This window comes from Nocardia sp. NPDC006630 (assembly GCF_040611495.1).
Lineage (GTDB): Bacteria > Actinomycetota > Actinomycetes > Mycobacteriales > Mycobacteriaceae > Nocardia.
Genome location: NZ_JBEXOK010000010.1, coordinates 406839 through 431788 on the forward strand (window position 1 = coordinate 406839; position 24950 = coordinate 431788).

Annotated in this window: 21 protein-coding genes; 8 read left to right on the forward strand and 13 right to left on the reverse strand. The window is 67.2% G+C overall.

Annotation, left to right across the window (positions count from 1 at the left end; all coding sequences use genetic code 11):
• Nucleotides 1–50: 50 nt before the first annotated feature.
• Both ABZX86_RS30310 and ABZX86_RS30315 read right to left on the reverse strand, forming a co-directional pair.
• Nucleotides 51–239 carry a ferredoxin gene (locus ABZX86_RS30310; protein WP_355128201.1) on the reverse strand — a complete coding sequence of 63 codons (189 nt, stop codon included), beginning with the start codon at nucleotides 237–239 and terminating at the stop codon, nucleotides 51–53.
• The gene (locus ABZX86_RS30315; RefSeq protein WP_355128203.1) at nucleotides 236–1075 is read right to left on the reverse strand and encodes an NAD(P)-binding domain-containing protein; all 840 of its coding nucleotides are present in this window, start codon (nucleotides 1073–1075) and stop codon (nucleotides 236–238) included. Before ABZX86_RS30315 ends, ABZX86_RS30310 begins: the two co-directional genes overlap by 4 nt.
• 289 nt (nucleotides 1076–1364) lie before the next feature.
• On the opposite strand from ABZX86_RS30315, the gene ABZX86_RS30320 reads away from it, so the two are divergent.
• Complete coding sequence (locus ABZX86_RS30320; protein ID WP_355128206.1) at nucleotides 1365–3035, forward strand: OB-fold domain-containing protein; 1671 nt, start codon at nucleotides 1365–1367, stop codon at nucleotides 3033–3035.
• 253 nt (nucleotides 3036–3288) lie between these two features.
• Complete coding sequence (locus ABZX86_RS30325) at nucleotides 3289–4704, forward strand: FCD domain-containing protein (protein ID WP_355128314.1); 1416 nt, start codon at nucleotides 3289–3291, stop codon at nucleotides 4702–4704.
• Nucleotides 4705–4718: 14 nt separating this feature from the next.
• Here ABZX86_RS30325 and ABZX86_RS30330 read toward each other — a convergent pair whose 3' ends face one another.
• From ABZX86_RS30330 to ABZX86_RS30350, 5 genes are read right to left on the reverse strand one after another with little or no spacing between them, the layout of a single operon-like run.
• A complete protein-coding gene (locus ABZX86_RS30330) occupies nucleotides 4719–5969 on the reverse strand; it encodes a MaoC family dehydratase N-terminal domain-containing protein (RefSeq protein WP_355128208.1) in 1251 nt (416 codons plus the stop codon).
• 49 nt (nucleotides 5970–6018) lie between these two features.
• A complete protein-coding gene (locus ABZX86_RS30335; RefSeq protein WP_355128210.1) occupies nucleotides 6019–7533 on the reverse strand; it encodes a class I adenylate-forming enzyme family protein in 1515 nt (504 codons plus the stop codon).
• The gene (locus ABZX86_RS30340) at nucleotides 7530–8642 is read right to left on the reverse strand and encodes an acyl-CoA dehydrogenase family protein (protein WP_355128212.1); all 1113 of its coding nucleotides are present in this window, start codon (nucleotides 8640–8642) and stop codon (nucleotides 7530–7532) included. The genes ABZX86_RS30335 and ABZX86_RS30340 overlap by 4 nt, the downstream gene beginning before the upstream one ends.
• 7 nt (nucleotides 8643–8649) lie before the next feature.
• Nucleotides 8650–9849: a cytochrome P450 gene (locus tag ABZX86_RS30345; protein WP_355128214.1), complete on the reverse strand. Its 1200-nt coding sequence runs from the start codon at nucleotides 9847–9849 to the stop codon at nucleotides 8650–8652.
• 13 nt (nucleotides 9850–9862) lie between these two features.
• On the reverse strand, nucleotides 9863–11095 hold the full coding sequence (locus ABZX86_RS30350; protein ID WP_355128216.1) for a CoA transferase: 1233 nt from the start codon (nucleotides 11093–11095) through the stop codon (nucleotides 9863–9865).
• 182 nt (nucleotides 11096–11277) lie between these two features.
• Between ABZX86_RS30350 and ABZX86_RS30355 the strand changes: the two genes are divergently transcribed.
• The 4 genes from ABZX86_RS30355 to ABZX86_RS30370 are packed head-to-tail and all read left to right on the forward strand — an operon-like array spanning nucleotide 11278 to nucleotide 15454.
• Nucleotides 11278–12051, forward strand: a complete 774-nt coding sequence (locus ABZX86_RS30355; protein ID WP_355128218.1) for an enoyl-CoA hydratase/isomerase family protein — start codon at nucleotides 11278–11280, stop codon at nucleotides 12049–12051.
• 60 nt (nucleotides 12052–12111) lie between these two features.
• Nucleotides 12112–13173, forward strand: coding sequence for an LLM class flavin-dependent oxidoreductase (locus ABZX86_RS30360; protein ID WP_355128220.1), 1062 nt, complete (start codon nucleotides 12112–12114; stop codon nucleotides 13171–13173).
• Complete coding sequence (locus ABZX86_RS30365; RefSeq protein WP_355128222.1) at nucleotides 13170–14645, forward strand: aldehyde dehydrogenase family protein; 1476 nt, start codon at nucleotides 13170–13172, stop codon at nucleotides 14643–14645. The genes ABZX86_RS30360 and ABZX86_RS30365 overlap by 4 nt, the downstream gene beginning before the upstream one ends.
• Before the next feature lie 41 nt (nucleotides 14646–14686).
• On the forward strand, nucleotides 14687–15454 hold the full coding sequence (locus ABZX86_RS30370; RefSeq protein WP_355128224.1) for an SDR family NAD(P)-dependent oxidoreductase: 768 nt from the start codon (nucleotides 14687–14689) through the stop codon (nucleotides 15452–15454).
• A gap of 84 nt (nucleotides 15455–15538) precedes the next feature.
• Here ABZX86_RS30370 and ABZX86_RS30375 read toward each other — a convergent pair whose 3' ends face one another.
• The 4 genes from ABZX86_RS30375 to ABZX86_RS30390 are packed head-to-tail and all read right to left on the reverse strand — an operon-like array spanning nucleotide 15539 to nucleotide 19380.
• Entirely contained in the window at nucleotides 15539–16276 is a 738-nt protein-coding gene (locus ABZX86_RS30375; protein ID WP_355128226.1) for a hypothetical protein, read from the reverse strand.
• Between the two features lie 28 nt (nucleotides 16277–16304).
• Nucleotides 16305–17486, reverse strand: a complete 1182-nt coding sequence (locus tag ABZX86_RS30380; RefSeq protein ID WP_355128228.1) for a hydroxylase — start codon at nucleotides 17484–17486, stop codon at nucleotides 16305–16307.
• Nucleotides 17483–18382 carry an alpha/beta fold hydrolase gene (locus ABZX86_RS30385; protein ID WP_355128230.1) on the reverse strand — a complete coding sequence of 300 codons (900 nt, stop codon included), beginning with the start codon at nucleotides 18380–18382 and terminating at the stop codon, nucleotides 17483–17485. Before ABZX86_RS30385 ends, ABZX86_RS30380 begins: the two co-directional genes overlap by 4 nt.
• 2 nt (nucleotides 18383–18384) lie before the next feature.
• Nucleotides 18385–19380 (reverse strand): VOC family protein, encoded by a 996-nt coding sequence (locus ABZX86_RS30390; protein ID WP_355128232.1) that lies wholly within the window; start codon nucleotides 19378–19380, stop codon nucleotides 18385–18387.
• A gap of 225 nt (nucleotides 19381–19605) precedes the next feature.
• On the opposite strand from ABZX86_RS30390, the gene ABZX86_RS30395 reads away from it, so the two are divergent.
• Nucleotides 19606–21216 (forward strand): FAD-binding protein, encoded by a 1611-nt coding sequence (locus tag ABZX86_RS30395; protein ID WP_355128234.1) that lies wholly within the window; start codon nucleotides 19606–19608, stop codon nucleotides 21214–21216.
• A 17-nt stretch (nucleotides 21217–21233) separates the two neighbouring features.
• On the forward strand, nucleotides 21234–21611 hold the full coding sequence (locus ABZX86_RS30400; RefSeq protein ID WP_355128236.1) for a hypothetical protein: 378 nt from the start codon (nucleotides 21234–21236) through the stop codon (nucleotides 21609–21611).
• A 240-nt stretch (nucleotides 21612–21851) separates the two neighbouring features.
• On the opposite strand, the gene ABZX86_RS30405 is transcribed toward ABZX86_RS30400, so the two are convergent.
• Nucleotides 21852–23099: an FAD/NAD(P)-binding oxidoreductase gene (locus tag ABZX86_RS30405; protein ID WP_355128238.1), complete on the reverse strand. Its 1248-nt coding sequence runs from the start codon at nucleotides 23097–23099 to the stop codon at nucleotides 21852–21854.
• 21 nt (nucleotides 23100–23120) lie between these two features.
• Complete coding sequence (locus tag ABZX86_RS30410; protein ID WP_355128240.1) at nucleotides 23121–24929, reverse strand: AMP-binding protein; 1809 nt, start codon at nucleotides 24927–24929, stop codon at nucleotides 23121–23123.
• Nucleotides 24930–24950: the final 21 nt, after the last annotated feature.

Below are 24950 nucleotides of genomic sequence, written 5' to 3' on the forward strand. Positions count from 1 at the left end.
TGCGCAGTGCCCCAGCTGGATTCAGCTGGGGCACTGCGCGCACAGGTGGGTCATTCCACGGTGATGGCTCCCTCCGGGCAGGCCTGCGCGCCCGCCCGGGCGGCATTCTCGAGAGCTTTCGGCACGTCCGCATCGAGCGGCAGGGCATAGCCGTTGTCATCGAGGTCGAACACCTCGGAGGCGGTGGCCCAGCAGCGGGCGTGCCCGGAACATTTCGCGGTATCGATCGTGATTCTCATGGCACGACTCCTTTTTCGAGGGTGGGGACAGCTCCTAGGTCGATCGGCCCGGTGCAGGCGGCCGCGAGCAGGGTGCCGATATCGGCGTCCGTCGCGCCCAGCGCGTCCCGGCAGGCGGCGACGTCCTTGCGCAGGAATGGGGCGACCGCGGCGGTAAAGGATTCGGAGCCGCCCCGGGCCGCGATGTAACGGCCCGCCGTGCTGCCGCCGCTGCTGATCGACAGCACCTCCAGCAGCACGCCCTCCTCGATTCCCAGCCCGCGCCCGGCGGCGAGGCTCTGCAGAGTCAGCTGCGATACGGCGGCGAACAGCAGGTTGTTGAGCAATTTCACCCGTAGCGCCGAACCACGCCCACCGGTGGCGATCACGGTTCCGGCATAGCAGCCGACCACCCGGCGCGCAGTCGCGATATCGCCCGGTGCCCCTCCGAGGAACACTACGAGTTCGCCCGCGCGGACCGCCTCCGGGGTGCCGCTGAACGAGGCTTCGACAATGGTCGCGCCTCGCCCGTTCGGCGCGAACCGGTCCAGCCCATCGAGCGCATCGGGTGTCCCGGTCGTATGGGACAGCAGTATCGCACCCTCGGGCATCGCTGCGACGACCTCGGGAAGCACGGCGGAAATCTGATCATCGCCGAAGAGGCAGCTGACCACGATGTCGGCGGCGGCGATATCCCGCACCAGAGCCACGGGCTCCGCGCCGAGCGCCGCCAGCCGGTTTCGAACCTCCGGACGGCGGGCATACAGCCGCACCCGGTGCCCGGCCGCCAGTAGACGTTCCACCATCGGTTCGCCGATCCGCCCGGCCCCGATGAATCCGACAGTCAGGGCTGTCATCGATCTCCGTTCACCTGCGTGGATATGAAGTCACGTCTCGACCCGCGAGACACCCACTACCGGTACCACTACCGCGGAAAGCCCATCCGGCGCTTCCCACCCAGTGGAAAGTCCTGTGCGGCCACGATTTTCGCCCGGCCAGAGGTTCATCCACCAAACCCTCCACAAGGCAATTAGTGACCTTAATTTGGCACACTGTCCACGATATCGCAGACATGACGGCTATTGAGGATACTATTCATGGGTTCCCCGGCCGCGCTGCGACGCTGCTGAGATCGGAGGATCGAGGATGACCATGGACCAGCCCGTCCCTGTCCGACCACTGCCGCAACCGACGCTCTCCACCGCCGCTTTCTGGAAATCCGGCGCCGACGGCGTGCTCCGGATCTCCCGGTGTGACGAGTGCGAGCGGTACTTCCACCCGCCGATGCCGATATGCCCGTCCTGCCGCAGCCGCGCGGTATCGCTGGCCCCGACATCCGGAAAGGCCGTCGTGGTCGGCTGCAGCGTGAATCATCAGGCCTGGCTGCCCGACTTCCCGCCGCCCTATGTCGTGGCGGTGGTGACGCTCGCCGAGGACGACCGGGCCCGGTTGACCACCAATATCGTCGGCTGCGCACCGGAGCTGGTGCACGTCGGGATGCGGGTGCGGGTGCGATTCGAACCGCACGAGGATGTGTTCATACCTCTGTTCGAACCCGATCCGGACGAGGAGCTGGCTGCCGGTCCCGCAGCACTGCCCGAACCACAGGACATCCGAACCATGCTGCGCCCCATGGTATCTCACCGAAAGTACGAAGACCGCGTGGCGCTGACCGGCGTCGGGCAGTCGCAGGTCGGGCGCAGACTCATGATCGATCCGATCTCACTCACCGTCGACGCCTGCCTGGCCGCGGTCGCCGATGCGGGGCTGGAGCTGGACGAGATCGACGGACTCTCGACCTATCCCGGTGCGGGGGCCCCGGGCGGGCTCGGCGAAGGGGGCATCACCGCCCTCACTGAGGCCTTGCAGCTGCGCCCCACCTGGGTGAACGGCGGACGAGAGGTGCCGGGGCAGATCGGCTCGCTGACCGCTGCCATGCTCGCGGTGGCGGCCGGGCTGTGCCGGCACGTGCTGTGCTTCCGCACGGTCTGGGAATCCTCGTACAGCTCGCTGGTGCGATCCGGGCGATGGCAGGCCGAGAGCGGCCGGGCCGCAGGCATGCTGGAGTGGCGCGCACCGTTCGGCGCGGTATCGGCCGCGCAGTGGATCGCCTGCAACGCCTCGCACTACATGCACCGATACGGGGTGGGGCGAGATGCCTTGGGCGCCATTGCCGTGACCGCACGGGCCGGAGCCATGCGAAATCCGGAGGCGATCTACCGCGACCCGCTCACCCTCGACGACTACTTCGACGCTCGGATGGTGACCACCCCGTTCGGACTGTACGACTGCGATGTCCCGTGCGACGGCGCGGTGGCGGTGATCGTCTCGGCGATCGAGACCTGTCTGGACCGGCCGCGTCCGCCGATCCTGGTCGAGTCGGTCGGCACCGCGGTTCTCGAACGACTCAGCTGGGATCAGGGCACCCTCACCCACCTGCCGCAATCCCTGGGCCCGTCCGCGCACTTGTGGACCCGCACCGACCTCTCCCCCGCCGACGTCGACGTCGCGCTGCTCTACGACGGATTCACCTTCAACGCCCTGTCCTGGCTGGAGGGCCTCGGTTTCTGCGGAGCGGGCGAGGCGACCGACTACCTCGCAGGTGGCAAGACCATCGCCCTGGACGGCGAACTTCCGCTCAACCCGCACGGCGGGCAGCTCTCGGCGGGCCGCCTGCACGGCTACGGCTTCGTGCGTGAAGCCATCATGCAATTGCGTCACGACGCGGGCGACCGTCAGGTCCGCAACGCCCGCGTCGCAGTCGTCACCGCAGGCGGGGGAATCCCATCCGGGGCAATGCTGTTGCGCGCCCCATAGGCGAAGTCCTTGGCAGCAACCAGGTTTCGCGCAATCCCACCTGCCTCCGAGAGTCTGCCGGATGGCCCGGCCCCCGGCGGCGAGTTCGTCGACAGGGCCGGTCTTCCGCATGTCTCACCGATACCGGTAGTAGTGCCCGACTAAGCTCGAAATCCCCACTCATCCAAAGGAGCGCGCAATGTCGACCGCCGTCGCGACCGAATCCGCAGACGGTGAGCGCGCCGATGCTGACCACACTCCCGCATCGGGCAAGATGGCCGCCCAGATAGCGCGCCGGATCGAGGAGATCGTGATCCGCCGCGGCTGGCCCGTCGGTGCATCCCTGGGCTCCGAGGACGAGCTGCGCGAGCAGTTCGGGGTGAGCCGGTCGGTCTTGCGCGAAGCCGTGCGACTGCTCGAACATCACCAGGTCGCCCGCATGCGGCGGGGCCCGAACGGCGGTCTGATCATCAGCGCGCCCGATGCCGGGCCGGCCGCCTGGGCCATGGTGATCTACCTCGAGTACCGGGGCACCAGTGTCGCCGATCTGATCCGGGCGCGCCTGCTACTGGAGCCGATCGCCGCGGGCCTGGCCGCCGACCTGATCACCGAGGAGGGCATCGGCACACTACGATCCGCCCTCGACGAGGAGTACGACCACCTCACCGATCCGGGGATCTGGCCCAATGATCCGGTCCACACCCTGCTCGGCCGATTGTCCGGAAATCCGGTGCTGCACTTGTTCATCGATGTGCTCGCCCGCCTCACGACCCGGTACGCGTTCATGTCCCGCACCATTTCCGACGCCGAAGTCGATGGCGCGAAACATCATTCGCACGACGCCCATCGCGCGATCGCCGAGGCCGTGATCGCCGGCGACAGTGCCCGCGCCCAGGTCGCCCTCACCGCACATCTGGAATCTTTGGCGGCCTGGGTAGGCGACAGCCAGGTGAGCCGCGCCGACATACCGATCACCGGCGCCGTGATCGATCCCGACACAGCCGGACAACCGCGAGCCAAATTCGCGGAGGTGCTCGCGAGCCGCATCCGCGACGACATCGCGGCCAACGGCTGGCACGTGGGAGCGGTGCTGGGTTCGGAGACCGAACTGCTGGCCCGATACGGCGTCAGCCGTGCCGTGCTGCGCGAGGCGGTCCGCTTGCTCGAGTACCACTCGGTGGCCCGGATGCGCCGCGGTCCCGGTGGCGGGCTCGTCGTGGCCGAACCGGAACCTCAGGCCAGCGTCGATACGATGGCGCTGCTACTGGAGTACCAGGGCGTCACCGCCGACGACTTCCGGGTCGCCCGCAATGCCGTCGAGCTGGGAATCGTCGACAGCGTCATCGCCCGGCTCGCCGAAGACGGCGCCGAGGCCACCGATGGCCTCGGCGACGCCGTGCGATGGCCCACGGAAGGTCCGGCGGGCGACTCACGCAAGGCCGACAGGTTCCACCTCGAACTCGCGGCGCTGGCGGGCAATCCGGTGCTGTCGCTTTTCCTCTCGATCATTATCGAGCTCTTCCGCCGCCACGCGACCGGTGAGGATCCCGGGTTGCCCGGCGATCAGGCGGCCGGCGAGGTCGAGAATGTGCACGGCCTCATCCTCGATGCCATCCGGCAGGGCGATGTGGGCGTTGCCCGGCACCGGATGCGCCGCCATCTCGACGCCCTCATGCCGTGGTGGCACTGAACCGCCGCCACCGATCACACCGCGAATCGCGCCAGCTCGTGCACGACCATGCCGTCGAGATCCGGCGCGGGCGGTGCAGGCAGCCGCACCGCCTCGCTCCGGGACGGGAGCAGCACCACCGCGGTACCCGGGGTGGTGACCTCGCCACGCTGATTCTCGCATCGGACCTCGAGGTGGATCTCGTTGCGACCGTCCACCTTTCGTTTGTCGACCACGATGCCGCGCACCCAGGTGGTGTCACCGCGATAGTTGAACCGGCGATGTTCGCAACGCAGCCGCCACAACCAGCCCTCATCACCCATCCAGTCGGTGAGCAGATGACACAGCCAGGTCTCCCGCATCCCGCCGTAGTCATAGGGATTGGGCAGACCCAGCGCCCGCGCCCGCTCCGGCTCCCAGTGCAGGCGCTGCACTGTGTCCGGGATGTTCAACTCGTTGGGCGGGTAGAGGCCGGGCGCCTTGCGCCGAGTCCGAGCGGCGATCTTGAATGCGCCAGGCGGGGTGAGTTGCATCCCCCAGCCCAGATGCCAGACCACCACGTCGGTGGTGGTCAGCGGTCCTTTCACCCTGGGCTGCAACACTTCCCCCACTGTCACGTCCTCCCAGTACCGAGGTTCCGGCCCGCGGCGGGTCTCTGCGGCATAGGCGGCATCTATCTCGGTGAGTTGTCCGGCCGTATAGGGGCGCGGTTCGATCTGCTCCTTGGCTCGGCCCTTCGAGGTGTGCCGTTCCGCATTGATCCACGTCCCGCGCCGGACCGCGTGCAACTCGCCGGCTCCGTTGGCATAGACGTAGTCCTGCGTGACATGTGCGGTCCGGCCGCCGAAACTGCTCGGCTTGATCTGGACACCGACCTGCGTTTGCAACACTCGGCACCGGTCCCCGAGCCGCAGCGGCCGCCACCATTCGTATTCCATGACCGCCTGATAGGAACCGAGCCCGGCGAAGGGATCACCCTTGAGCAATGCCTTGGTGTCCGGATCCGGCGCAGGCGCCGCGTCCTCGCCCATTGTGTAGAGGAAGGTCGGCGGCGCGATCAGCGATTTCCAGCGGGTGCCCCCGGCGTACTCGGGATCGCAGTACATCGGGTTGTCGTCACCGTAGCCGAATGCGAAGTGCCGCACGCCATCCCACGTCACCTCGTAGTTGTGCGGCGGGTTGCGCTGCGGGATGGGAATGCCCAGGCGGCTGCGCGCTCGTTCGACGGCCGCATCGGTCAGTACACCGAAATGCTCTGCCCGACCGCGCTCTGCACTGGTCGTCATGGGTCCTCCTGAGTGTCGGCGCCGGGACGGTTTGTCCGCTGACCGCGGCTCACGCCGTACGATCCGCGAAACCGGCGCGAATAAGGTCCAGCAGTTCCGTCCGGCTCACCTTGCTCGACGGTGTGCGTGGCAGTTCACCGAGAATCGCGATGTGCACGGGTACTTCGTAGGGCAGCAGGTGCGCCCGGCACAGTGCGAGAAGTTCGGCGCTGCCGGGAGCCGGCTGCCCCGGTTCGATTTCGACCGCGGCCACGGGCACCTGCCCGAGGCGAGCGTCGGGCAGTCCGGCCACCGCCGCCTCCCGGACCGCCGCGTGCAGCTCCAGCACCCGTTTGACGGTCTCCGGCTGCACCTTGAAGCCGCCGCGGATGACGGCGTCATCGGCGCGCCCTTCGATCCAAACGAATCCGTCGACATCGATCCGCGCCAGATCGCTTGTCCGGACCCAGGATCCGGAGCCCTGGGCCGTTTGCGCGGTGCGCACCTCGAGCCTTCCGAGCGTGTCGGAGCGCACTTCGAGCCCGTTCTCACCGGTCACCCGCAGCGCCACACCGGCGAAGGCGCGTCCGGCGCTGCCCGCCTTCAGATCCCACCACCGCTGATGCAGCGGCAGTGTCCAGCCGGCCACCGCACCCGCGAATTCGGTGGCGCCGTAGGTCATCAGCACCGGGATGCCGTAGGTGCGAAAAAAGCTGTCCGCCAGCTCTTTCGGACACGGCGCCGTCCCGGAGGTGACCACCTGCAGGCTGGCCAGCCGCGCCTTCGGCACGTCGGCATCGAGTACCGTACGCAACGCCGCGGGCACCAGACTGGCGGCTCGCAATCGATGCCGCTCCACCGCGCTGACCCAGGGTTCGAGCTCGAACTTCGGCATCAGGATCATCCGGCGCCCGGTGGCGAGGCAGGCCAGGGCGCGCCACAGGCCACCGATGTGCACCAGCGGTGCGGACACCAGTGATGCCGAGCGCGAGAGCGACCCGTCCCGCTTCGCCGTCTGTCCGCCGGCCGCCAGGGCGTGGTCCAGTTGCGATGCCCGCAGCCGGACCCGCTTCGGCGCACCGGTCGTCCCCGAGGTGAGCATTTCCACCGCGACGCCGGGATCGGACCGGACAGCGGCGGCGGTCACCGCACCTCCCGCTCGTCGCACCGAGCCGTCGACGCCCAGTTCCAGGACCACGCCCGCAGCCGCGGCCGCATCGAAAACCCTTTCGCGGCCAAGTATCTCGGCTCCGCATACGACTGCGGGCAGGTCGCCGGCTTCGATGTCGGCGGCCAGGCGCGCTGCCGGCTGCAGGGGGCTGAGCGGAACCACACATCGCTGCGACGCGATGAGCACGGCGACCACCGCGACGTGCTCGGGGCGGTTCTCCAAGACGACGCCGATGCGGGATCCGGGGCCGAGCCCGGCCGATTCCAGCGCGTCGGTCACCGCCCGAGCCGTGGCCCGGACCTCTCCCCAGCTCCACCAGATCTGCTGGTACTCGATAGCTTCGGCGTCAGCGGGCGCTTCCGCGAGCAGCCGGGTCAGGCGATCGTGAATTCCCACGTGGTCAGCCTTCGTCATATGCCCACCAGATCGGCCAAGAGGGACCGGTGCATGGCGGGACTGCCGAACAGATGTTCCGATGATTTCGCGCGCTTGAGATACAGGTGCGCGTCGTGTTCCCAGGTGTAACCGAGGCCGCCGTGAATCTGGATGTTCTCCTTGGCCGCGTGCGTGAACGCGGTCGACGCCCACACCGCGGCCAGCGCGGCGGCCACCGACAGACCATCGGGTTCCCCGGCGGCCACGGCGGTCGCGTGATAGACGGCCGACCGGGCGGCTTCGACATCGAGCAGCAGGTTCGCACATTTGTGCTTGATGGCCTGGAAGGACCCGATGGGGCGGCCGAACTGCCACCTGGTCTTCGCGTACTGCACCGCAGCGTCCAAGCAGGCCTGCGCCCCGCCGACCTGTTCGGCGGCCAATGCCACGGTCGCGAGATCCACGACGGTGCGCAGGTATGCGGTGTCGCCGACGGTGCCGACCGGTTGCACCGGCGCACCCTCGAGGTCGACGCGCGCCAATCGCCTTGTCGGATCCAGCGTTTCGAGGCGAGTACGGACGACACCGGGCGCATCGCCCGCCACCGCGAACAGGCCCGGCCCGGACTCGGCGCGCGCGATCACGAGCAGCAGATCGGCCGCCTCCCCGTCGATGACGAACATCTTCGTTCCGGACACCGTCCAGCCCGCATCCGTCCGTGCCGCCTCGGTCGAGACATCCGCGAGCCGCCATCCACCGCTCGCCTCCGCCAGCGCCAGCGTGGCGATCAGCGAACCGTCGGCGATGGCCGGCAGCCAGCGGGCACACAGCGCGTCGTCGCCGCTGGCGACCAGGGCCTGACCGGACAGTGCCACCGCCGAGAAGTACGGTGACGGCACCAGCGCGCGCCCCATTTCCTCGAGCACGATGCCCAATTCGATCGGGCCGCCGCCGCAGCCGCCGAACCTCTCGGGAATGCCGAGCCCGTGCACTCCGAGTTCGACGGCCATCCGCCGCCACAGCGCCGGGTCGTATCCCCACTCGGAATCCATGGCTCGGCGCAGCACCGGACTCGGCGACATCTGGGCGAGCAAGCGGCGCACCACGATACGCAACTCCTCCTGCTCCTCGGTGAAGGTGAAGGTCACGCCGGATTCACCACTCGAGACGCAGAGAGACCAGACCGTACATATTGCCGGTCTGTTCGAGCGTCTGCCCCGGCGCGATCCGGTAGTCCGGAATTCGCCTGTGCCACTCCTCCATCGCGATGTTCAGCTCCAGCCGGGCCAGGTGTGATCCCAGGCAGCGGTGCGGGCCCGAACCGAAGGCGATGTGATTGTTCGTGGCACGATCCAGATCGATCTCCTCCGGATTGTCGAACCGGTCCGCATCCCGGTTGCACACCGCGAGCGGCAACATCACCATCTCGCCGGATTTCACCGGGCAACCGCCGATCTCGGTGTCCCGCATCGCCTTTCGTGCGGGCACGACGAACGAATAGACGCGCAGGACCTCTTCGACGCCATTCGGGATGAGAGCCGGGTCGGCGACGAGGGCCGCGCGCTGCTCCGGATGACTCGCGAAGTGGTAGAGCATCCAGCCCAGGCCGATGGGCACGGTGTCGAAGCCCGCCTGGAACATGAGGATGCAGAAGGCGTGCATATCGTAGTCACTGAGGGTTTCACCGTCGATGCGCCACTGCATCATTCGCGAGAGCAGGTCCGCGCGGGGCGATTCGCGCCGCTCGGCGATCTGCTGTTGGAAGTAGGCCAATGCGGCCGTCATCGCGGCCATCTGCCGCCGATGATCCGGATCTTCGGTGTGGGAGAGGTGCAGCATTTCGTGTACCCACTCCAGGAACTGCTCCAGATCCTCCTCAGGCAAGCCCATCAGCCGCATGAAGATGAGGGTCGGGAACCGGCGCGCGAACTCGTCGAGCACATCCGCACCGCCTGCCGGGAGCAGCCGATCGATGAATTCGACTGCGATCGCACGAATCTCCGATTCCCGCGCGGCGATCGATTTCGGTCCGAACTCCTCGCCCAGCAGCCGCCGCCATTTGGTGTGCAGGGGCGGATCCAGCATCTCCGGAATCCACAGGAAGTTCGGTTCCGGATTGAGGACCGTCACCGAGGTGCTGGAGAACGTCCGCCAGTCCTGCAGCGCCTCCTGCACCGACTGGCCGTCCGTGACCACCCAATGCCCCTGCGCCAGAGTATTCCTGAACGCGGGGTGGGCGCGGGAAAGCTCATCCCAGCGCTCCTGGTGGCTCAGCAGCGGACCGGGCATCCGATTGTCGAAGTAGTAGGCGGGCACACCGTTGTAGTCGCCCTGCGATTCGAGGGTCGTATTCACCACATTTCCTTTCTCATGTCACCGCACCGTCGAGCTTGAGGCGCAGCAGCGCGTCACCGGTAATGCCGAGTTCTGCCATCACCTCGTCGGTGTGTTCGGCGAATTGCGGTCCGCGCGTGAGGGTTACCGGCGTTTCGTCGAATTGCACCGGGTTCGCGACCAGTTCGCGCCGCACGCCGTCGGCGTCGAGGACCGACGCGATGAGACCGTTGGCTCGCAACGACGGATCCTGGCCGACCTCCCAGGCGTTCTGCGCCGCGGCCCACTGGCCTTCGCCCTTTCCGAGGATCTCGACCCAGTCGGAAAAGGGCCGGGCCGCAATTATTTCCGCGACGATCGCGGCCGCCGGCGCCGCATTCGCCATCAGTTTCTCGGTGGTATCGAACCGCTCGTCGTCCGCCAATTCGCCACGACCGGCCAGCCGGCAGAATTCCGGCCAGTACCGGCCGGGCTGCAGCATGGAAAGCTCGAGCCAGCGCCCGTCGGCGGTGCGGTAGGCGCCGATCAACGGGTTGGTGGCCGAGCCGTACCGGGGCGGGGTCTGCACCGGCAGCGGTCCACCGGTCAGCAGCGCCAGGTTGACGGTGAACTGCGTGGCCCAGGCGCCGACGCCGAGCAGGGAGACATCGACGATCGACGGTTCTCCCGTCGTCGCGCGAGAGTAGAGGGCGGCCGCGATCCCGCCGGCGATGGTCATACCGCCGATCGAATCGCCGTACGCGCCGGAGGGCATGCGCGACATACGTTCCGAACCCGGCTGAGTGACACCCACGGCGCTACCGCCGCGAGCCCAGAACGCGGTGCTGTCGTACCCACCCTTATCCGATTCCGCACCACGCAGGCCGAAACCGCTGCCGCGGACATAGATGATGTCCGGATTGATGGCCCGCACATCCTCGACCTCGATACGCAGCCGCGCCCGCGACTCCGGCAGCAGGTTGGTCAGAAAGACGTCGCTGCGGCGAATCAATTCCTCGAGCGCCCCCCGCGCGGCCGGGTTCTCCAATGCCAAACCCACACTGCGCTTTCCCCGATTGGGCCCCTCCATAATGGGGTAGAAGGATGAGCCCGCACTGGCGGCCTCATAGCCGAGTACACGGACCAGACCGCGCTGGGCGTCGCCGCGCTCCGCATGCTCGATCTTGATCACATCGGCGCCCCAGTCGGCGAGCACGGCGCCGGCCGCCGGAACAAAGGTGAACTGGGCGACTTCGAGTACTCGCACACCCTCCATCGGTCTGTGCATCCAGGCACTCCTCTCCGCTGATTGCTCGAAGGATCACCCGCCGGGCGGCCGCCCGCGGCAGGCAGCCCACTCGGTGGGATCACCCGCGTCCCGCACACCGGGGTCTACCCGGAGGCGGCCGGCTCGCCCATTCACCGGGATCGCGGCGCGGTGGACGCGGGGAGTTCGAGAGCATCCCGAGAATGTTCTCGAAGTCCGTGCTGTACGAGGTCAGCGACCACGTCGCGACCGTCACCCTGAACCGGCCCGAAGCCATGAACAGCTTCAACCAGGACATGCTCGAGGACTTCGCGCTCATCTGGCAGACGGTCAAGGATGACGACGATGTGCGCGTCGTCGTCCTGCGCGCCGCGGGCGACCGAGCCTTCTCCACCGGAATGGACGTCAAGCAGGGCATCGATCGGCACTCCAATGTGTGGTCGCAGACCGATCCCGGCGAGCAACTCTCGCCGAAGCTCAATCGGGTATGGAAACCGCTGGTGTGCGCCGTACAGGGGATGGCCGCCGGTGGTGCGTTCTACTGGCTCAACGAGGCCGACGTGATCATCTGCTCGGCGGAGGCCACCTTCTTCGATCCGCACGTCAGTTACGGGCTGACCGGTGCGGTGGAGCCGATCGGGCTCGCGCACCGCATTCCGCTCGGCGAGGTGCTGCGTATCGCGCTGCTCGGCCTGGACGAACGCCTCTCCGCGGAGCGTGCGCTGCAGATCGGACTCGTCAGCGAAGTCGTTCCGCGCGAACAGCTCTGGGAGCGCGCGGACCAGATCGCCCGCATCATCGCCGCGAAGCCCGCTGCCGCCATCCAGGGCACCGTCCGCGCGATCTGGGAGTCACTGGACGCGACGCGCACTCAGGCGCTGCGCACCGCACTGTCCTACACCCAGCTCGGCAATCCGATCGGCAAGGCCGAGGTCGATCGATCCGATGTGCCACGCCGGATCTGGCGACTGCGCTGAACTACGCGCCGAGCTCAACCACTGTGCCCGAGAAGAGAATTCGCCCGGCAAGGAGAATATATGCGGTTCGGTATGCCATGGCCCGGCGCCGAGGTCGGACGTGAGGCCGAGCAGGCCGGCGTAAGCGCCTTCTGCGCAGGCGATTTCGTCGATCGCGATGCTTATCTCACCACGGCCGAGATCGTCGCCGGCACCGAGCACGCGCTGGCGGGCCCTGCCATCGCCTACGCCTTCGCCCGCACTCCGTATGCGCATGCCACCGCACTGCGCCAGCTGCATTCGAGAGCGCCTGGCCGGGTGTTCCTGGGGCTCGGCAGCGGGGCGTTCCGGATCAACCGCGACTGGTTCGGCGCGGACGCGCGGCAACCTGTGGACCGCATCGCCGAGACCGTCGCGGCCGTTCGGGCCTGGCTGCACGCGGAGAACGGCGAGCGGGTCCGCTACTCCGGCGATTTCTACACCATCGACGCCGATGTCCGGGCCCCGGTGCTCGGCCGCCTCGATATCCCGATTCTGCTCGCGGGCTTCAATACTCGGATGGCCGCCACCGCGGGCAGGGTGGCCGATGGCGTGGTCGGACATGGTTTGTTCACCCCTTCCTGGTGGGACGATGTCGTGCGACCCGCTGTCCAGCGCGGCGCCAGCGCGGTCGCGCGGGTCGAACGCCCTCTCGAATACGGCTGGATCATCACCGCGGTCGACGACGCCGCGCCCGAACACGCCATCGCCGACGCCAGGCGAATGATCGCTTTCTATCTGACGGTCAAGACCTACGACCCGTTCGTCGCGCACCACGGCTGGGAGGAGCCCGTTGCCAGGCTGCGTGCGGCATTCCGGGCCGGTGATACCGACGGCATGGGCGCGGCCGTCACCGATGAGATGCTCGCTGAGATCGCGGTGTGCGGCACTACCTCCGACGCCCGCGCGACCCTCGCGCGCAGAGCCGGATCGCTCCCCCGGGACATCGGCTTCTTCGCTCCGCCGTCGTTCCTGGTGGGCCATCACCGTCGTGCCGCCTACACCCGGGCCAGTCTCGACCTGATCGGCTCGGCACCCGCGGCCGAGCCGACTCCCGTTCCGGCCCAACGCATCACCACACCGTATTCAGGAGATACACCATGACGGAGTATTCGTTCTCCGGTCAGCTCTATATCGACGGACGCCGCACCGACGGTGAGACCGACACCGTCCTCACGGTGCGCAATCCCGCGACCGAGCAGACAATCGCACACGTCCCGCAGGCTTCGCTCGCGGATGTGCGCCGCGCGATCACCGTGGCGCGCAAGGCTTTCGACGACGGCCCGTGGCCCCGGTTCACCCCGGGTGAGCGGGCCGCGATACTGCTGCGGATGGCGGCGGAGATGGAGCGACGACTCCCCGAACTGGTCGCGGTCAATATGGCCGAGGCGGGTTCGGTGCGACCGCTGGCGGAGACGCTGCAGACCCGGGTGCCCATTGCCCATCTGCGTGATATGGCCGAGCGCGTACTGCCCGCGTTCGGCTGGCAGCAGCCACTGGAACCCACGATCACGCCGGGGCTGGGTATCTCCCAAGGAGTTGTGCGTCGCGAACCGTACGGGGTGTGCAGTCTGATCGCGGCCTACAACTTCCCGTTCTTCCTCAGCATGATGAAGCTGATTCCCGCGCTGGCCGCCGGCTGCACCGTTGTCCTGAAACCGGCACCCAACACCCCCCTCGAGTCCCTTCTGATCGGCGATTTCGCCGATGCCGCCGGGTTGCCGCCGGGCGTGCTGAACATCGTCACCGGCGATATCGAGGCCGGTGTCGAGCTGACCACCAATCCCATGGTGGACCTGGTCAGCTTCACCGGCTCGGACACCGTCGGCCGGATGGTCTACGTCCAGGCGGCGGCCTCGATGAAGAAAGTGATTCTCGAACTCGGCGGCAAGTCCGCCAGTATCGTGCGCGCCGACGGCGATCTGGACGGTGCGGTGCGGTCCGCCTTCGTCGGCATCACAACGCATGCGGGACAGGGGTGTTCGCTGCTGACCAGCACGATCGTGCACGAATCCGTCCACGACGAGGTGGTGGAGCGGCTGCTGGCTCGGCTGTCCGAGGTCCGGGTCGGCGATCCGGCACAGGAAAGCACCACGATGGGACCGCTCATCAGTGCGGCGCAGCGGGACAAGGTGGAGAAGCTCATTCGCGTCGGCCAGGACGAGGGTGCGCGCATCGCCTGCGGAGGCGGGCGGCCCGCCGGCACTGATCGGGGCTACTTCGTGGAACCGACTCTCTTCACCGGAGTCGACCCGTCGATGACCATCGCGCAGACCGAATTCTTCGGGCCGGTGGGTGTGGTCATCCCCTACCGCACCGACGACGAGGCGATCCGCATTGCCAATGCCACCCCCTATGGACTGTCCGGCGCGGTGTGGAGCGCCGATACGGTGGCCGCCTACGACCTGGCCGCCCGGATTCGCACCGGCACCGTCGCAATCAACGGCGGTGGCGCAGGGGTGACGCCGCGCGTGCCGTTCGGTGGCTACAAGCAGAGCGGAATCGGCAGGGAGTGGGGCGAATTCGGCCTCGACGAGTACTTGCAGTCCAAGACCGTCGCCTGGGCAGCGCGCTGAACAGACCGTGTGCTTGTTACGGCTGACCCGAAAGGAATTCGATGGAGATCAAAGGGAAGAAGACCGTGGTGTTCGGCGGTGCGTCCGGAATGGGCCGGGCCAGCGCGGAACTGCTCGCAGCCCGCGGCGCCGTCGTCGCTGTGCTCGATCGCCCCGAATCGGCCGGTGCGGAGGTGGCCGCCGCGATCGGTGGCTCCTTCCATCCGGTCGACATCATGGACTTCGACGGAACCGAACGCGCGCTGGCCACTGCGGTGGATTCCCTCGGCGGCCTGCACATCTCGATCACCACGGCGGGCGGCGGCAGTGTGCGGCGCACGCTCGGCAACAAGGGCCCCCACGATCTCGAGACGTTCCGGCGAATTCTCGACCTCAATACCGTCGCCACCTTCAATATCAATCGGCTTGCGGCAGAACACATGAGCCGCAACGAACCCGAGGATCCGGACACCGGCGAACGCGGCGTCATCATCAACACCTCGTCCATCGCCGCCTTCGAAGGCCAGATCGGACAGGTCGCCTACTCCGCCGCGAAAGCAGCCATCGCCGGCATGAGCCTGACCATGGCCCGCGACCTCGGCTCCTTCGGCATTCGAGTCCTGGCCATCGCCCCCAGCCTCTTCGACACCGGGGCGACCGGCAAGATCTCGGAGGAGACCCGAGCCGCCCTCGTGCGGGACGCAGCCTTTCCCCAACGTCTCGGACGCCCCGAGGAATACGCGAAACTGGCCCTCGCCATCGTCGACAACCCGATGCTCAACGGTCAGTGCCTGCGCCTGGATGCCGGCCAGCGATTCGGGCCCCGGTAAGAAAGCGGTCATCGCCGCTTCGACATACGACGAGCAGCAGCCGTACGACCGGAAGTCGTACGGCTGCCCGCAGTCGGTCATGGGTCAGGACGCCATACGTTCGGCGTGCTCGCCCGGGGCGACCTCGGCGGCCTCGGATTTGATCGCGCGGAAGAGGACGACCGGCGTGGCGATCTTCCAGACGAGGTACACCATCGACGGAATCATGAAGGCCAGCAGCCCGTTCCAGGCCAGCGGTCCACTGTGTGCGAGATAGACGAACGCGCCCGGAATGAGCAGAACGCCCTGCACGAAACTCAGATACGCATACCAGCGGGGGAAGATCGGATTCGCCCGCTTGTCGATGATCGCCGCGTAACCGATCGTCCAGACCTGCAGCACGTAGATGCAGGCATTGCCGACCAGCATCAGCCAGAACATGTCGGTCAGCGCCGAAAGCACATCGGGGGAATGGATTTCCGGTCGATACGCGGCCGCGGACAGAATGGCCAGCGGAAAGAAGAATCCGATCGGGGCGACCACACCGGTCAGCAGCTGAACCATCGACAGAATGCCCCACCCGCCTTCGATCCGGCGCAGCTGCATGCTCGTGGCCACGACGAACGGATACTCGAACGGTACAGCTAGCACCATGATGGTGGTGCACAGCAGGATCCCGGTCCGGTGCTCCTTCAGATGGTCGACGATATCGCCGGGTGTCATCGTCGGACTCCAGGGCGGCGAGAGCCCCGCGATGGCGAAGGCGACGAAGAACGCCACCACCAGCAGCACGCCGCACCATACGCTGATGCGCTGCAGCCTCAGTTCGAGGAATTTATCCATGTCCGATCTCCTTCGATCGCTCGGCCGGTCACACCATCACCTGCATGGACTGCGGCAGTTCGAGTCCCATGGCGACAATCGCGTTGGCGTGATAGGCCACCCCGGGAACGTGAATCATGTGCGAGAGGCCGGCGTGGGCGTCCCGCCAGAATCGCTGCACCGGGTTGCTGCGCCGGATGGCGTTGCCGCCGGAGCGCGCGAAGATCTCGTCCACCGCCGACACCGCACGCCATGCGCAGCGAACCTGATTGCGCCGCACCGCGGATCGGTCTTCGAGGGTCAGTTCCTCGCCGGCGGCCACCTTGTCGAACAGCCTGCTGACGCCGTCGATCAGTTGCACCCGGGACGCCTGAATCTCCGAGGCCGCTTCGCCGGCGGCGCTGAGAACGTACGGATCGTCCTTGATCTGTACGCCCGTCACCGCGACCCGATCACGCTGCTGACTCAGGTGCACGGCCAGCGCACCCTCGCAGATCCCGATGACCGCCGCGGTGATTCCCAGCGGGAACATCACCATGAAGGGCAGCTTGTAGAGAGTGTCCGTCAGTCCGACTCGCTCCGCCGCCGCGCCGGCCTGCACGTCCGCCTGGTCGATGGTGCGGTATTCGGGAATGAACGCCTGCTGGACGACCACGTCCTTGCTGCCGGTGCCCTCCAGACCCATGACATCCCAGGTGTCTTGCTGCACAGGACAATCCGCGCGCGGTACCAGGACATGCAGGACCTTCGGCGGCTGCGCCGGCTGCCCCTTGCCGTTTCCGACGAGTGCGCCCAGGAAGTTCCAATCGCAGTGCTCCACGCCCGAGGAGAACGGCCACCGTCCACTGAGGACGTAGCCGCCGTCCGCCGGTTCGGCGAGTCCGCCGGGCATATAGGGCGAGGCCATCCACGTGTCGGGATTCTCGCCCCAGACCTCCTGTGCGGCACGGGGATCCATCTGGGCCAGCTCCCACGGATGGACGCCGACCACACCGCACACCCAGCCGGCGGCGCCGTCGTGCCGTGCGACCGCCATCACCGCCTCGACGAAATCGCGCGGATGCGCGCAATATCCGCCGAACTCCTTGGGCTGCAACAACCGCATCACGCCGGCGGTACGCAGCAGTTCGGCGGTCTTGTCACTGAGCTTGCCGATTCGCTCGTTCTCCGCCGCGAGCGCGGCGAACTCCGGGCCGAGTTCCTCGATACGGGTCACTACTTCGTGCGTCATGATTTCTCCTGCGGTACTGCCGGTTCACGGGTGAGGAATTCGAGGGAAATGCGCTCGAATTCGGCCTTGCGCTCGACCTGAACCCAGTGACCGCAGTGGGCGAAGGTGTGCAGTTCGATCTCGGGCAGCATCCGATTCGCGAAATGTGCCCAGTCATAAGGGAGCATGCGATCGTCGCGGCCCCACAGCATCAGCGTGGGGGTGGTGAACGTCGCGGCCCGAGTCCACAGCGGTGTGTAGGTCGCGAGCAGTTTCGGATCGCGCAGCGAGCCGAATATCGTTCGTACACTCTGCAATGCGCCATCGGCTGTCGCAGCGCGCATCCGCTCGTCGACGAGCTCGTCGGTGATCAGGCTCTGGTCGGACACCATCAGCCGCATCCACGCGATCGCGCGCTCGCGGCTGGGGTCGCCCAGAAATTCGAACAGCCGCAGGAAACCCTCGCTGGGTTCGGGCGCGAAGGTCGGAGCAGACAATCCGGCCGGACCCATGGTGATCATCCGCCGCACCCGCTTCGGGAACAGCGCCGCCAGTTCCGCCGCGACCGAACCACCCATGGAGTTTCCAATGAAACTCGCCGATTCGATCCCGAGGTGGTCCATCAGCCGGGCGGTCTGGCGCGCCGCTGCCACGAAGTACATCTCATCGAGTGCGGGCAGCCGGGTGCCGCCGAAGCCCGGCAGGTCTGGCATGACCGTCCGGAACCGTCCGGCGAATACCGGCAGGTTGTGGCGGAAGTTCGCCCAGGCGCTGACGCCGATCCCGGAACCGTGCAGCAGGATCAGCGGTTCGCCCTCCCCCGCCTCGTGGTACGCGACGGCCGATCCGTCGATTTCCGCTGTCACACGGGTCGACTCGTACGTCGGGGCGATCGGCGTGGACTGCACCGCGGTCACGGCTACAGCCCCGCCGAGGGCGTGGTCGACAGGAACTCGCCACCGGGACCGACATCGAGGGCCTCGCCGTACCACCGCTGCCCCCACATCAGTTCGGGGATCTTCCACTCCAGCGGTTCCCAGTCCGGATCGAAGATGAGGTAGCCGCCGGAGTACAGCTCGATTCGGTGACCGGAGCCCGGGTCGTGCAGGTACAGATACATGGCCTGCCCGATGCCGTGTTTACCCGGGCCACAACCGAATTCGATATCGAGATCCCGGACTTCGTCGGCCGCCCGCAGAATGTCGTGGTAATTCTCGATATTGAAGGCCACGTGATGGAACCGGCCGTTGGCCTCCTCCGCATTGATGCCGATCGCGAGATCGTGCACCTGCGAGGTCACCGACAACCACGACGCCATCACGGTCTCCGGAGCCTGCGGGATCATCACGAACTCCCGGCGCTTGAATCCCAGCGCCTCCCGCAACCAGCCCTCGGCCTGGTTCACCGTGCTCGGACTGCACTGGATGTTCATATGATCCAGGCGTCGCACGCCGAAACCGCGCCGACGCGAACTGTTACTGAGCAGCTTGGACCGCAATTCCTCTGGTGCGAGCGGCTTTTCGATGTCGTGGTACAGCTCGAAGGGGTGCTCGCTGCCCGGCACCAGGAAGCGGATGGCGGTGCCGCGGCCGGATTCGTGGTCGGCGGGCAGTTCCACCGCCTCGATCTCCGCCGCGGTGAGCTGCTTGTGGAACAGCTCGACATCCTGCGGCCGCTTGACCCGGAAGCTGTAGCTGTTCACCCGCGCCTCGTCCTGCCGGGTGAGCACCAGCGAGTGGTGCACCAATTCCTGATACCCGCGCAGGTAGGCGACATCGTCCGATTCGGCGACGACTTCCATCCCGAGCAAGTCCCGGAAGAACCAGATCGACCGCTGCAGATCGGGGGTCCCCAGATTCAGACCACCGGCATGGGCAATCTGCGGGCCCGGATCGTAGTCGTGCGAATCAGCCATGCGAACTCTCCTTCGAGTCGAAATATCGTTCTGATTCGCCAGTTTGCGGAGCGACCGGGCACCGCAAGGCGGAGTTTCCGCACACTGGGATGCCCTCGTTCCGGGCGGGTCCGCACGGAGCAGTCCCCGGCGCCGACCCTCGTCGTCCCGCTGAGCGGAAACCCGGAATCGGCCCGCCGCCGACGGCCGGACACTCGATCGACCCAGCGATACGAGGAGAGAACAATGCCCGCTGACGAGGAAACCTTCGACGTCGTTATCGTCGGCTCCGGAGGGGGCGGCCTGATCGGCGCCTACGCTGCCGCGGCGCGCGGACTACGCACGGTCGTCCTCGAAAAGACCGCACTGCTGGGCGGGACCACCGCGTATTCCGGTGCGGGACTGTGGTTTCCGGGCAGCGCCCCGATTCGGCGCGCGGGCTTCGAGGACGATGCGGACGCCACCCGCACCTATCTGCGCGATGTCGTCGCCGACAGTTCGCGCGAGCCACTGCAGGACGCCTATCTGCGGACCGCACCGCGCCTCATCGACGAACTCGAACAGAACCCGATCTTCGGTGAGTTCATCCATATGCCGGTGCCGGAATATTTCGCCGCGAGTCCCGGCGCCAGCCCCACCGGACACTCGGTGTTCCCACCGGAGATCCCCATCGCCGAGCTCGGCGAACTGGCCGAGCTGATCCGCCGGTCGATACCCGAAGAACGCTGGGGAGATCTGGAGGGCCCGACGTTCAGCGGCGGCCGAGCACTCATCGGCCGAGCGCTGAAAGCATTGCTGGACACCGGTAATGGTTCCTATCGGCTCGAAACCGCGATGACAGAGCTCGTGGTTTCCGACGGCCGGGTCACCGGCGTGGTGGCGGTGAAGGACGGCATTCAACGCACCTTCCATGCCACTCGTGGCGTTCTCCTGGCTGCAGGCGGGTTCGAACACAATCGCGAGATGCGTGAGCAGTATTCACCGGTTCCGCTGACCGGCGAATGGTCCAACGGTGCACCCGAGAACACCGGCGACGCGATCCTGGCCGGCCGAGCCGCCGGCGCGGCGACCGATCTGATGGACGAGGCGTGGTACATCCCCGGCCTGGTCTGGCCCGAGGGCCGTCCCGTCTTCCACAGCGGCACTCGCGGCGGCATCTATGTCAATGCCGACGGCGAGCGCTTCACGAACGAGGCGCAGCCCTACGATCGCGCGGGCCACGCCATGGTCCGGGCCGAACTCACCACCGGCGTCTCGCACACCCGCAATCACTGGGTGTTCGACCACCACCAGCTCGAACGGGACGGCATGGGCAGCGACCCCGCCGGAGCGGTGCAACCGGAATGGTTCTCCTCCGGTGCGTTGCGCAAGGCCGAGACGCTCGAGGAATTGGCCGAACTGATCGGAGTACCGCCCCAGGCGCTGCGCAAGTCGGTCGAGGAGTTCAACGGCTACGCGAAAACTGGTGTGGACGAACGCTTCCACCGCGGCGAGACGCCCTGGGACCGGATGCTCAGCTTTATCGTCGGCTATCCCGCGCATCCCCGGCAGAACTACATCGTCCCGCTGCCTGCCGACCTGCCCAACCCGCTGCTCATCCCGATCGACACTCCGCCCTACTACGCCGCCACCATCGTGCTCTCCGATATCGGAACCAAGGGCGGCCTCGTCACCGACGACCACGCCCGCGTGCAGCGCCCGGACGGTACGACGATCGAGGGTCTCTACGCGACCGGAAACACCATGGCGGCCATGTCCGGCGGGGCGTACCCCGGTGCGGGAACGCCCATCGGATCGAGTCTCGTCTTCGCCTATCTCGCCGCCCTCGACCTGGCCGAGGCACCACCCACCGATTAGCACATCAGGAGCCGGCAATGACGCAAGTCTCCGCCCCGATCGAAACAACCCTGTCGGAACGATCGTTCCTGACGGCCACGCTCCAGAGCGTGCAACGCTGCCCGGCCCGGCCCGATTACCTCGAACTGCGTTTCGCGACGGTAATCGGGTTCTGGCAGTGGTGTTTTCCGGAACCCCCGCAGCGACCGGGAACCGGCCGCCGGGCGGCCACGACGCCGGTGGCGCTGGTATTCGGGCGCTACGGCGCCCAAGCCCATCGGATCCGCAACGGCACCCTCGGCGCCGCGCTGCAGAGTTCGGCCGCGCTGCCGATGATTCTCTCCGGCGCAGGGGTTCTGGTCGAACGGCGCCTGATCGCCGCCGATCCGACCGCGTGGGTCAGCACACCATCGTGACCCTCCCCCAGGACGGCATGGATGCCGATCGAGAGTCGGCACGCACGACGCGCCGCCTCCGCACCGATGTGGACGACTGGTGGTCGGAATGGCAGATCGACCACCACTGCATCCGAATACTGCTGGTACGCAACCCTTCCGAGCAAAGTCCTCTGATATCCGCACCGGTTTCCGCTGACGCACCCGATCTGGCCCAGATGCGTGAGCGGTTCCCGAAACTCTCACACCTGTGGGATCGGATCAGGCACGAGTACTGGTCGGAATGCCTGGGTCCCCGGACACCTTGACAAGCGCCGCCGACTGCACCAGCCGCGCCCTCGCCTTCATCACCTTGCCGGCCATGCCCGCACCGACGACAGCTGTCAATACACCGTCGGCAAGGTAGTGAGCGAGGAACCTGCGCCCGTCATCCTCGACGATTCGGACCGTGTCGGCGGCTGTCGGGGTCCCCAGCACCTGAATCCGCAAGCCGTACTGATCACTCCACACATACGGGACCTCGGCCGCCGCCGAAGACTCGACCCCGAGCAATGCGCGCGCGAGAATCCGCGCCTGTTCGCCGGCATTGGTCCAATGCTCCACTCGGCGGTGTCCGCGGTGCGGATGCCACCACGCCGCGACATCACCGACTGCCCAGACGCCGTCGACCGCGGTCCGCCCCACTTCGTCGGCCAGTACTCCTCCGCCGGCACCGGATTCGGCGAGCGGAACGCCCGATCCCTCGAGCCACCCGGTGGCCGGCACCGATCCGATACCGACTACGACCAGATCCGCCTGCACCCGGCTGCCATCCGTGAGCCGGGCACCACGCACGGCACCGCCCTCGGTGATCACCGCATCTACCCCGACCCCGCAGTGCAATTCCACCCCTTCGGCACGATGCAGCCGCGCGACCAATTCGCCGACCCATGGTCCCAGCGCCGCCGCGAGTGGAGTGGGTGCCGGCTCTACGACCACCACACCCATACCCCGGCTCCGCAGGCTGGCCGCGAGTTCGCAGCCGATAAAGCCGGCACCGACGATCAATGCCCGCTCGGCGGCGGCAAGCCGGGCCCGCACCGCGACCGCGTCGTTGTGACTGCGCAGCACGTGCACCCCGGGTATTCCATCGATCGTGGCGATTCGCCTGGGGCGCAGTCCGGTAGCGATCACGAGTTGGGAGTAGTCGAGCTCGGAACCGTCGGCAAGGCGAACTCGCCGCGTGACGGTGTCCACAGCGGTCGCCGCCGCGTCCAACCGCAAGCGGATATCGTGCTCGGTGAAGAATTCCGACGGCCGCAGAGTGGTGTCGTCGATTTCACCGCGCACGAACTGTTTCGACAGCGGCGGCCGGTCGTACGGCAATCGGAACTCGTCACCGACGAGCACCAATCCCCCTTCGTACCCGGCGGCACGCAGCTCCTCGGCCGTTCGCAAACCGGCAAGGCCGGCGCCGGCGATCACGATCGGACGTTCGTCTCGCACCCTGTCGCAGCGATCATCGGTCATCCTCTCCATCGTCATGTGCGCTCAGTCCGAGGCCGGGAGCGGCTTGGCCTGCTTGAGCACCAGGTCCTCGCCCGCGATGGCGGGAAGTCCGGAACCTGGTCTGGTGCACAGTAATTCGACGGTTCCGGCCGAATTCGTGTAGCGCTTGCCGATCGCGCTGCCGCCGTCGACAGCCGCAGTCAGAGCCGAGGCGTTCTTCTCCGTGGCGGCGAGCACCGCGGGCGCGCCGCCGATCGTCAGCTCGACGGGCCCGGCCGGAGCTCTGACGACGATCAGCTCTGTCGAATCGACCGCACTGAAGACGCGTGCACCGGGTGTGAGGGTCACAGTCATGGGTTCCTCCTGAATCGTTCGCTGACCGGCTTCTTGTGCGGTCAGGTCCGCGAGTACGTTCCTGCGCAACAGCTTTCCGGTGTCGGTGTGGGGAAGAGAGTCCCGGAAGACGACCGTTTCCGGGGTCTTCGAGCCGCGCAGCCGCGCGCGTACGAGCTCGCGTAGTTCGTCCCCGGTCACGACCGCGCCTGCCCGCAGGACCACGGCCGCAGCCAGGGTCTGTCCCCATTCCTCGCTGGGCGGGCCGACCACGCACGCCTCGGCAACCGCCGGATGTGACAGCAGCACCTCCTCGATCTCCGCCGGAGCGATGTTCTCGCCGCCGCGAATGATCGTGTCGTCGGCTCGGCCCTCGAGATACAGATATCCCTCGGCGTCGACATGGCCACGGTCCCGGGTGCAGAACCAGCCGTTCTCGTCGAGCAGACTGCCGGTCGAGTACTCCCCGGAGATCTGCTCGCCGCGCACGAAGACGATGCCGGATTTCCCCGCCGGCAGCACCCGATCGTCGTCGTCGCGGATCTCGAGTTCGACCGCCGGCAGCACCTGCCCGGCCGAGGCCAGCCGGGCGCGGATCATCGGATCGTCGGAAACCAATGCGGCCCTGTGATCTTCGGGTCCGAGCACGGCAATCGTGGACGCGGTTTCGGTCAGCCCGTAGGCATTGACGAATCCGACCGCGGGGAACCGCGCCAGCGCCTCGCGCACCACCCGTTCCGAGATCTTCGCACCGCCGTAGGACAGCGATCGCAAGGTCGCGACGTCCGCCGCGACGGGCCCCCGCTCAGCCGCCACATCCACGATCCGCGCCAGCATTGTCGGCACCAACATCGCATTGGTGACAGCTTCCGCGCGGACCGTATCGAGCCATGCTGACGGGTCGAAGGCGCGCAGATACACGATCCGGCGTCCGGCGAACAGGTTCGAGAGCATATTCGCCACGCCGGCGACGTGATAGGGCGGCACCGATACCAGCACCGCCTCTTCCGCTGTGGCACCGCCGAATTCGACCGTGCCGAGCAAGTAGGCCATTAGGTGGCGGTGCCGCAGCAGCGCCGATTTCGGTGCCGCCGTGGTGCCGCTGGTGTACAGCAGAACCGCGACCTGCTCATCGTCGAACAACGGCTCCGCGGCGGGCACCTCGGCGGGGAGCCCGGCCAGCCAGTCGTCGAAGACGACCGCACCAGCGGGCAGCCGGGGCGCGGTCGCCGCGTCCGCCAGTATGAAGGCACCGGGCTGCCGCTCGATCAGCGCATTCAACTGCGCGTCCTCCAACCGGTAGTTCACCGGTACGAACGGAACTCCCGCACAGGCCGCGGCGAAGAGCGCCACCGGCAGCAGCGGATGGTTCTCCCCCGCGTACACCACGGAGGGAGACGCACGCAGCGTCGCCGCTCCGCGCTTGGCCAGTGCGCCGAGCTCGGCGCCGTTCACCCGGCGTTCGGCCGCGCCCAGCAGTGTTCGGTCGGCGAATCCCGACTCGATCATTTCGACCATCGATGACAGATGCAAGACTCA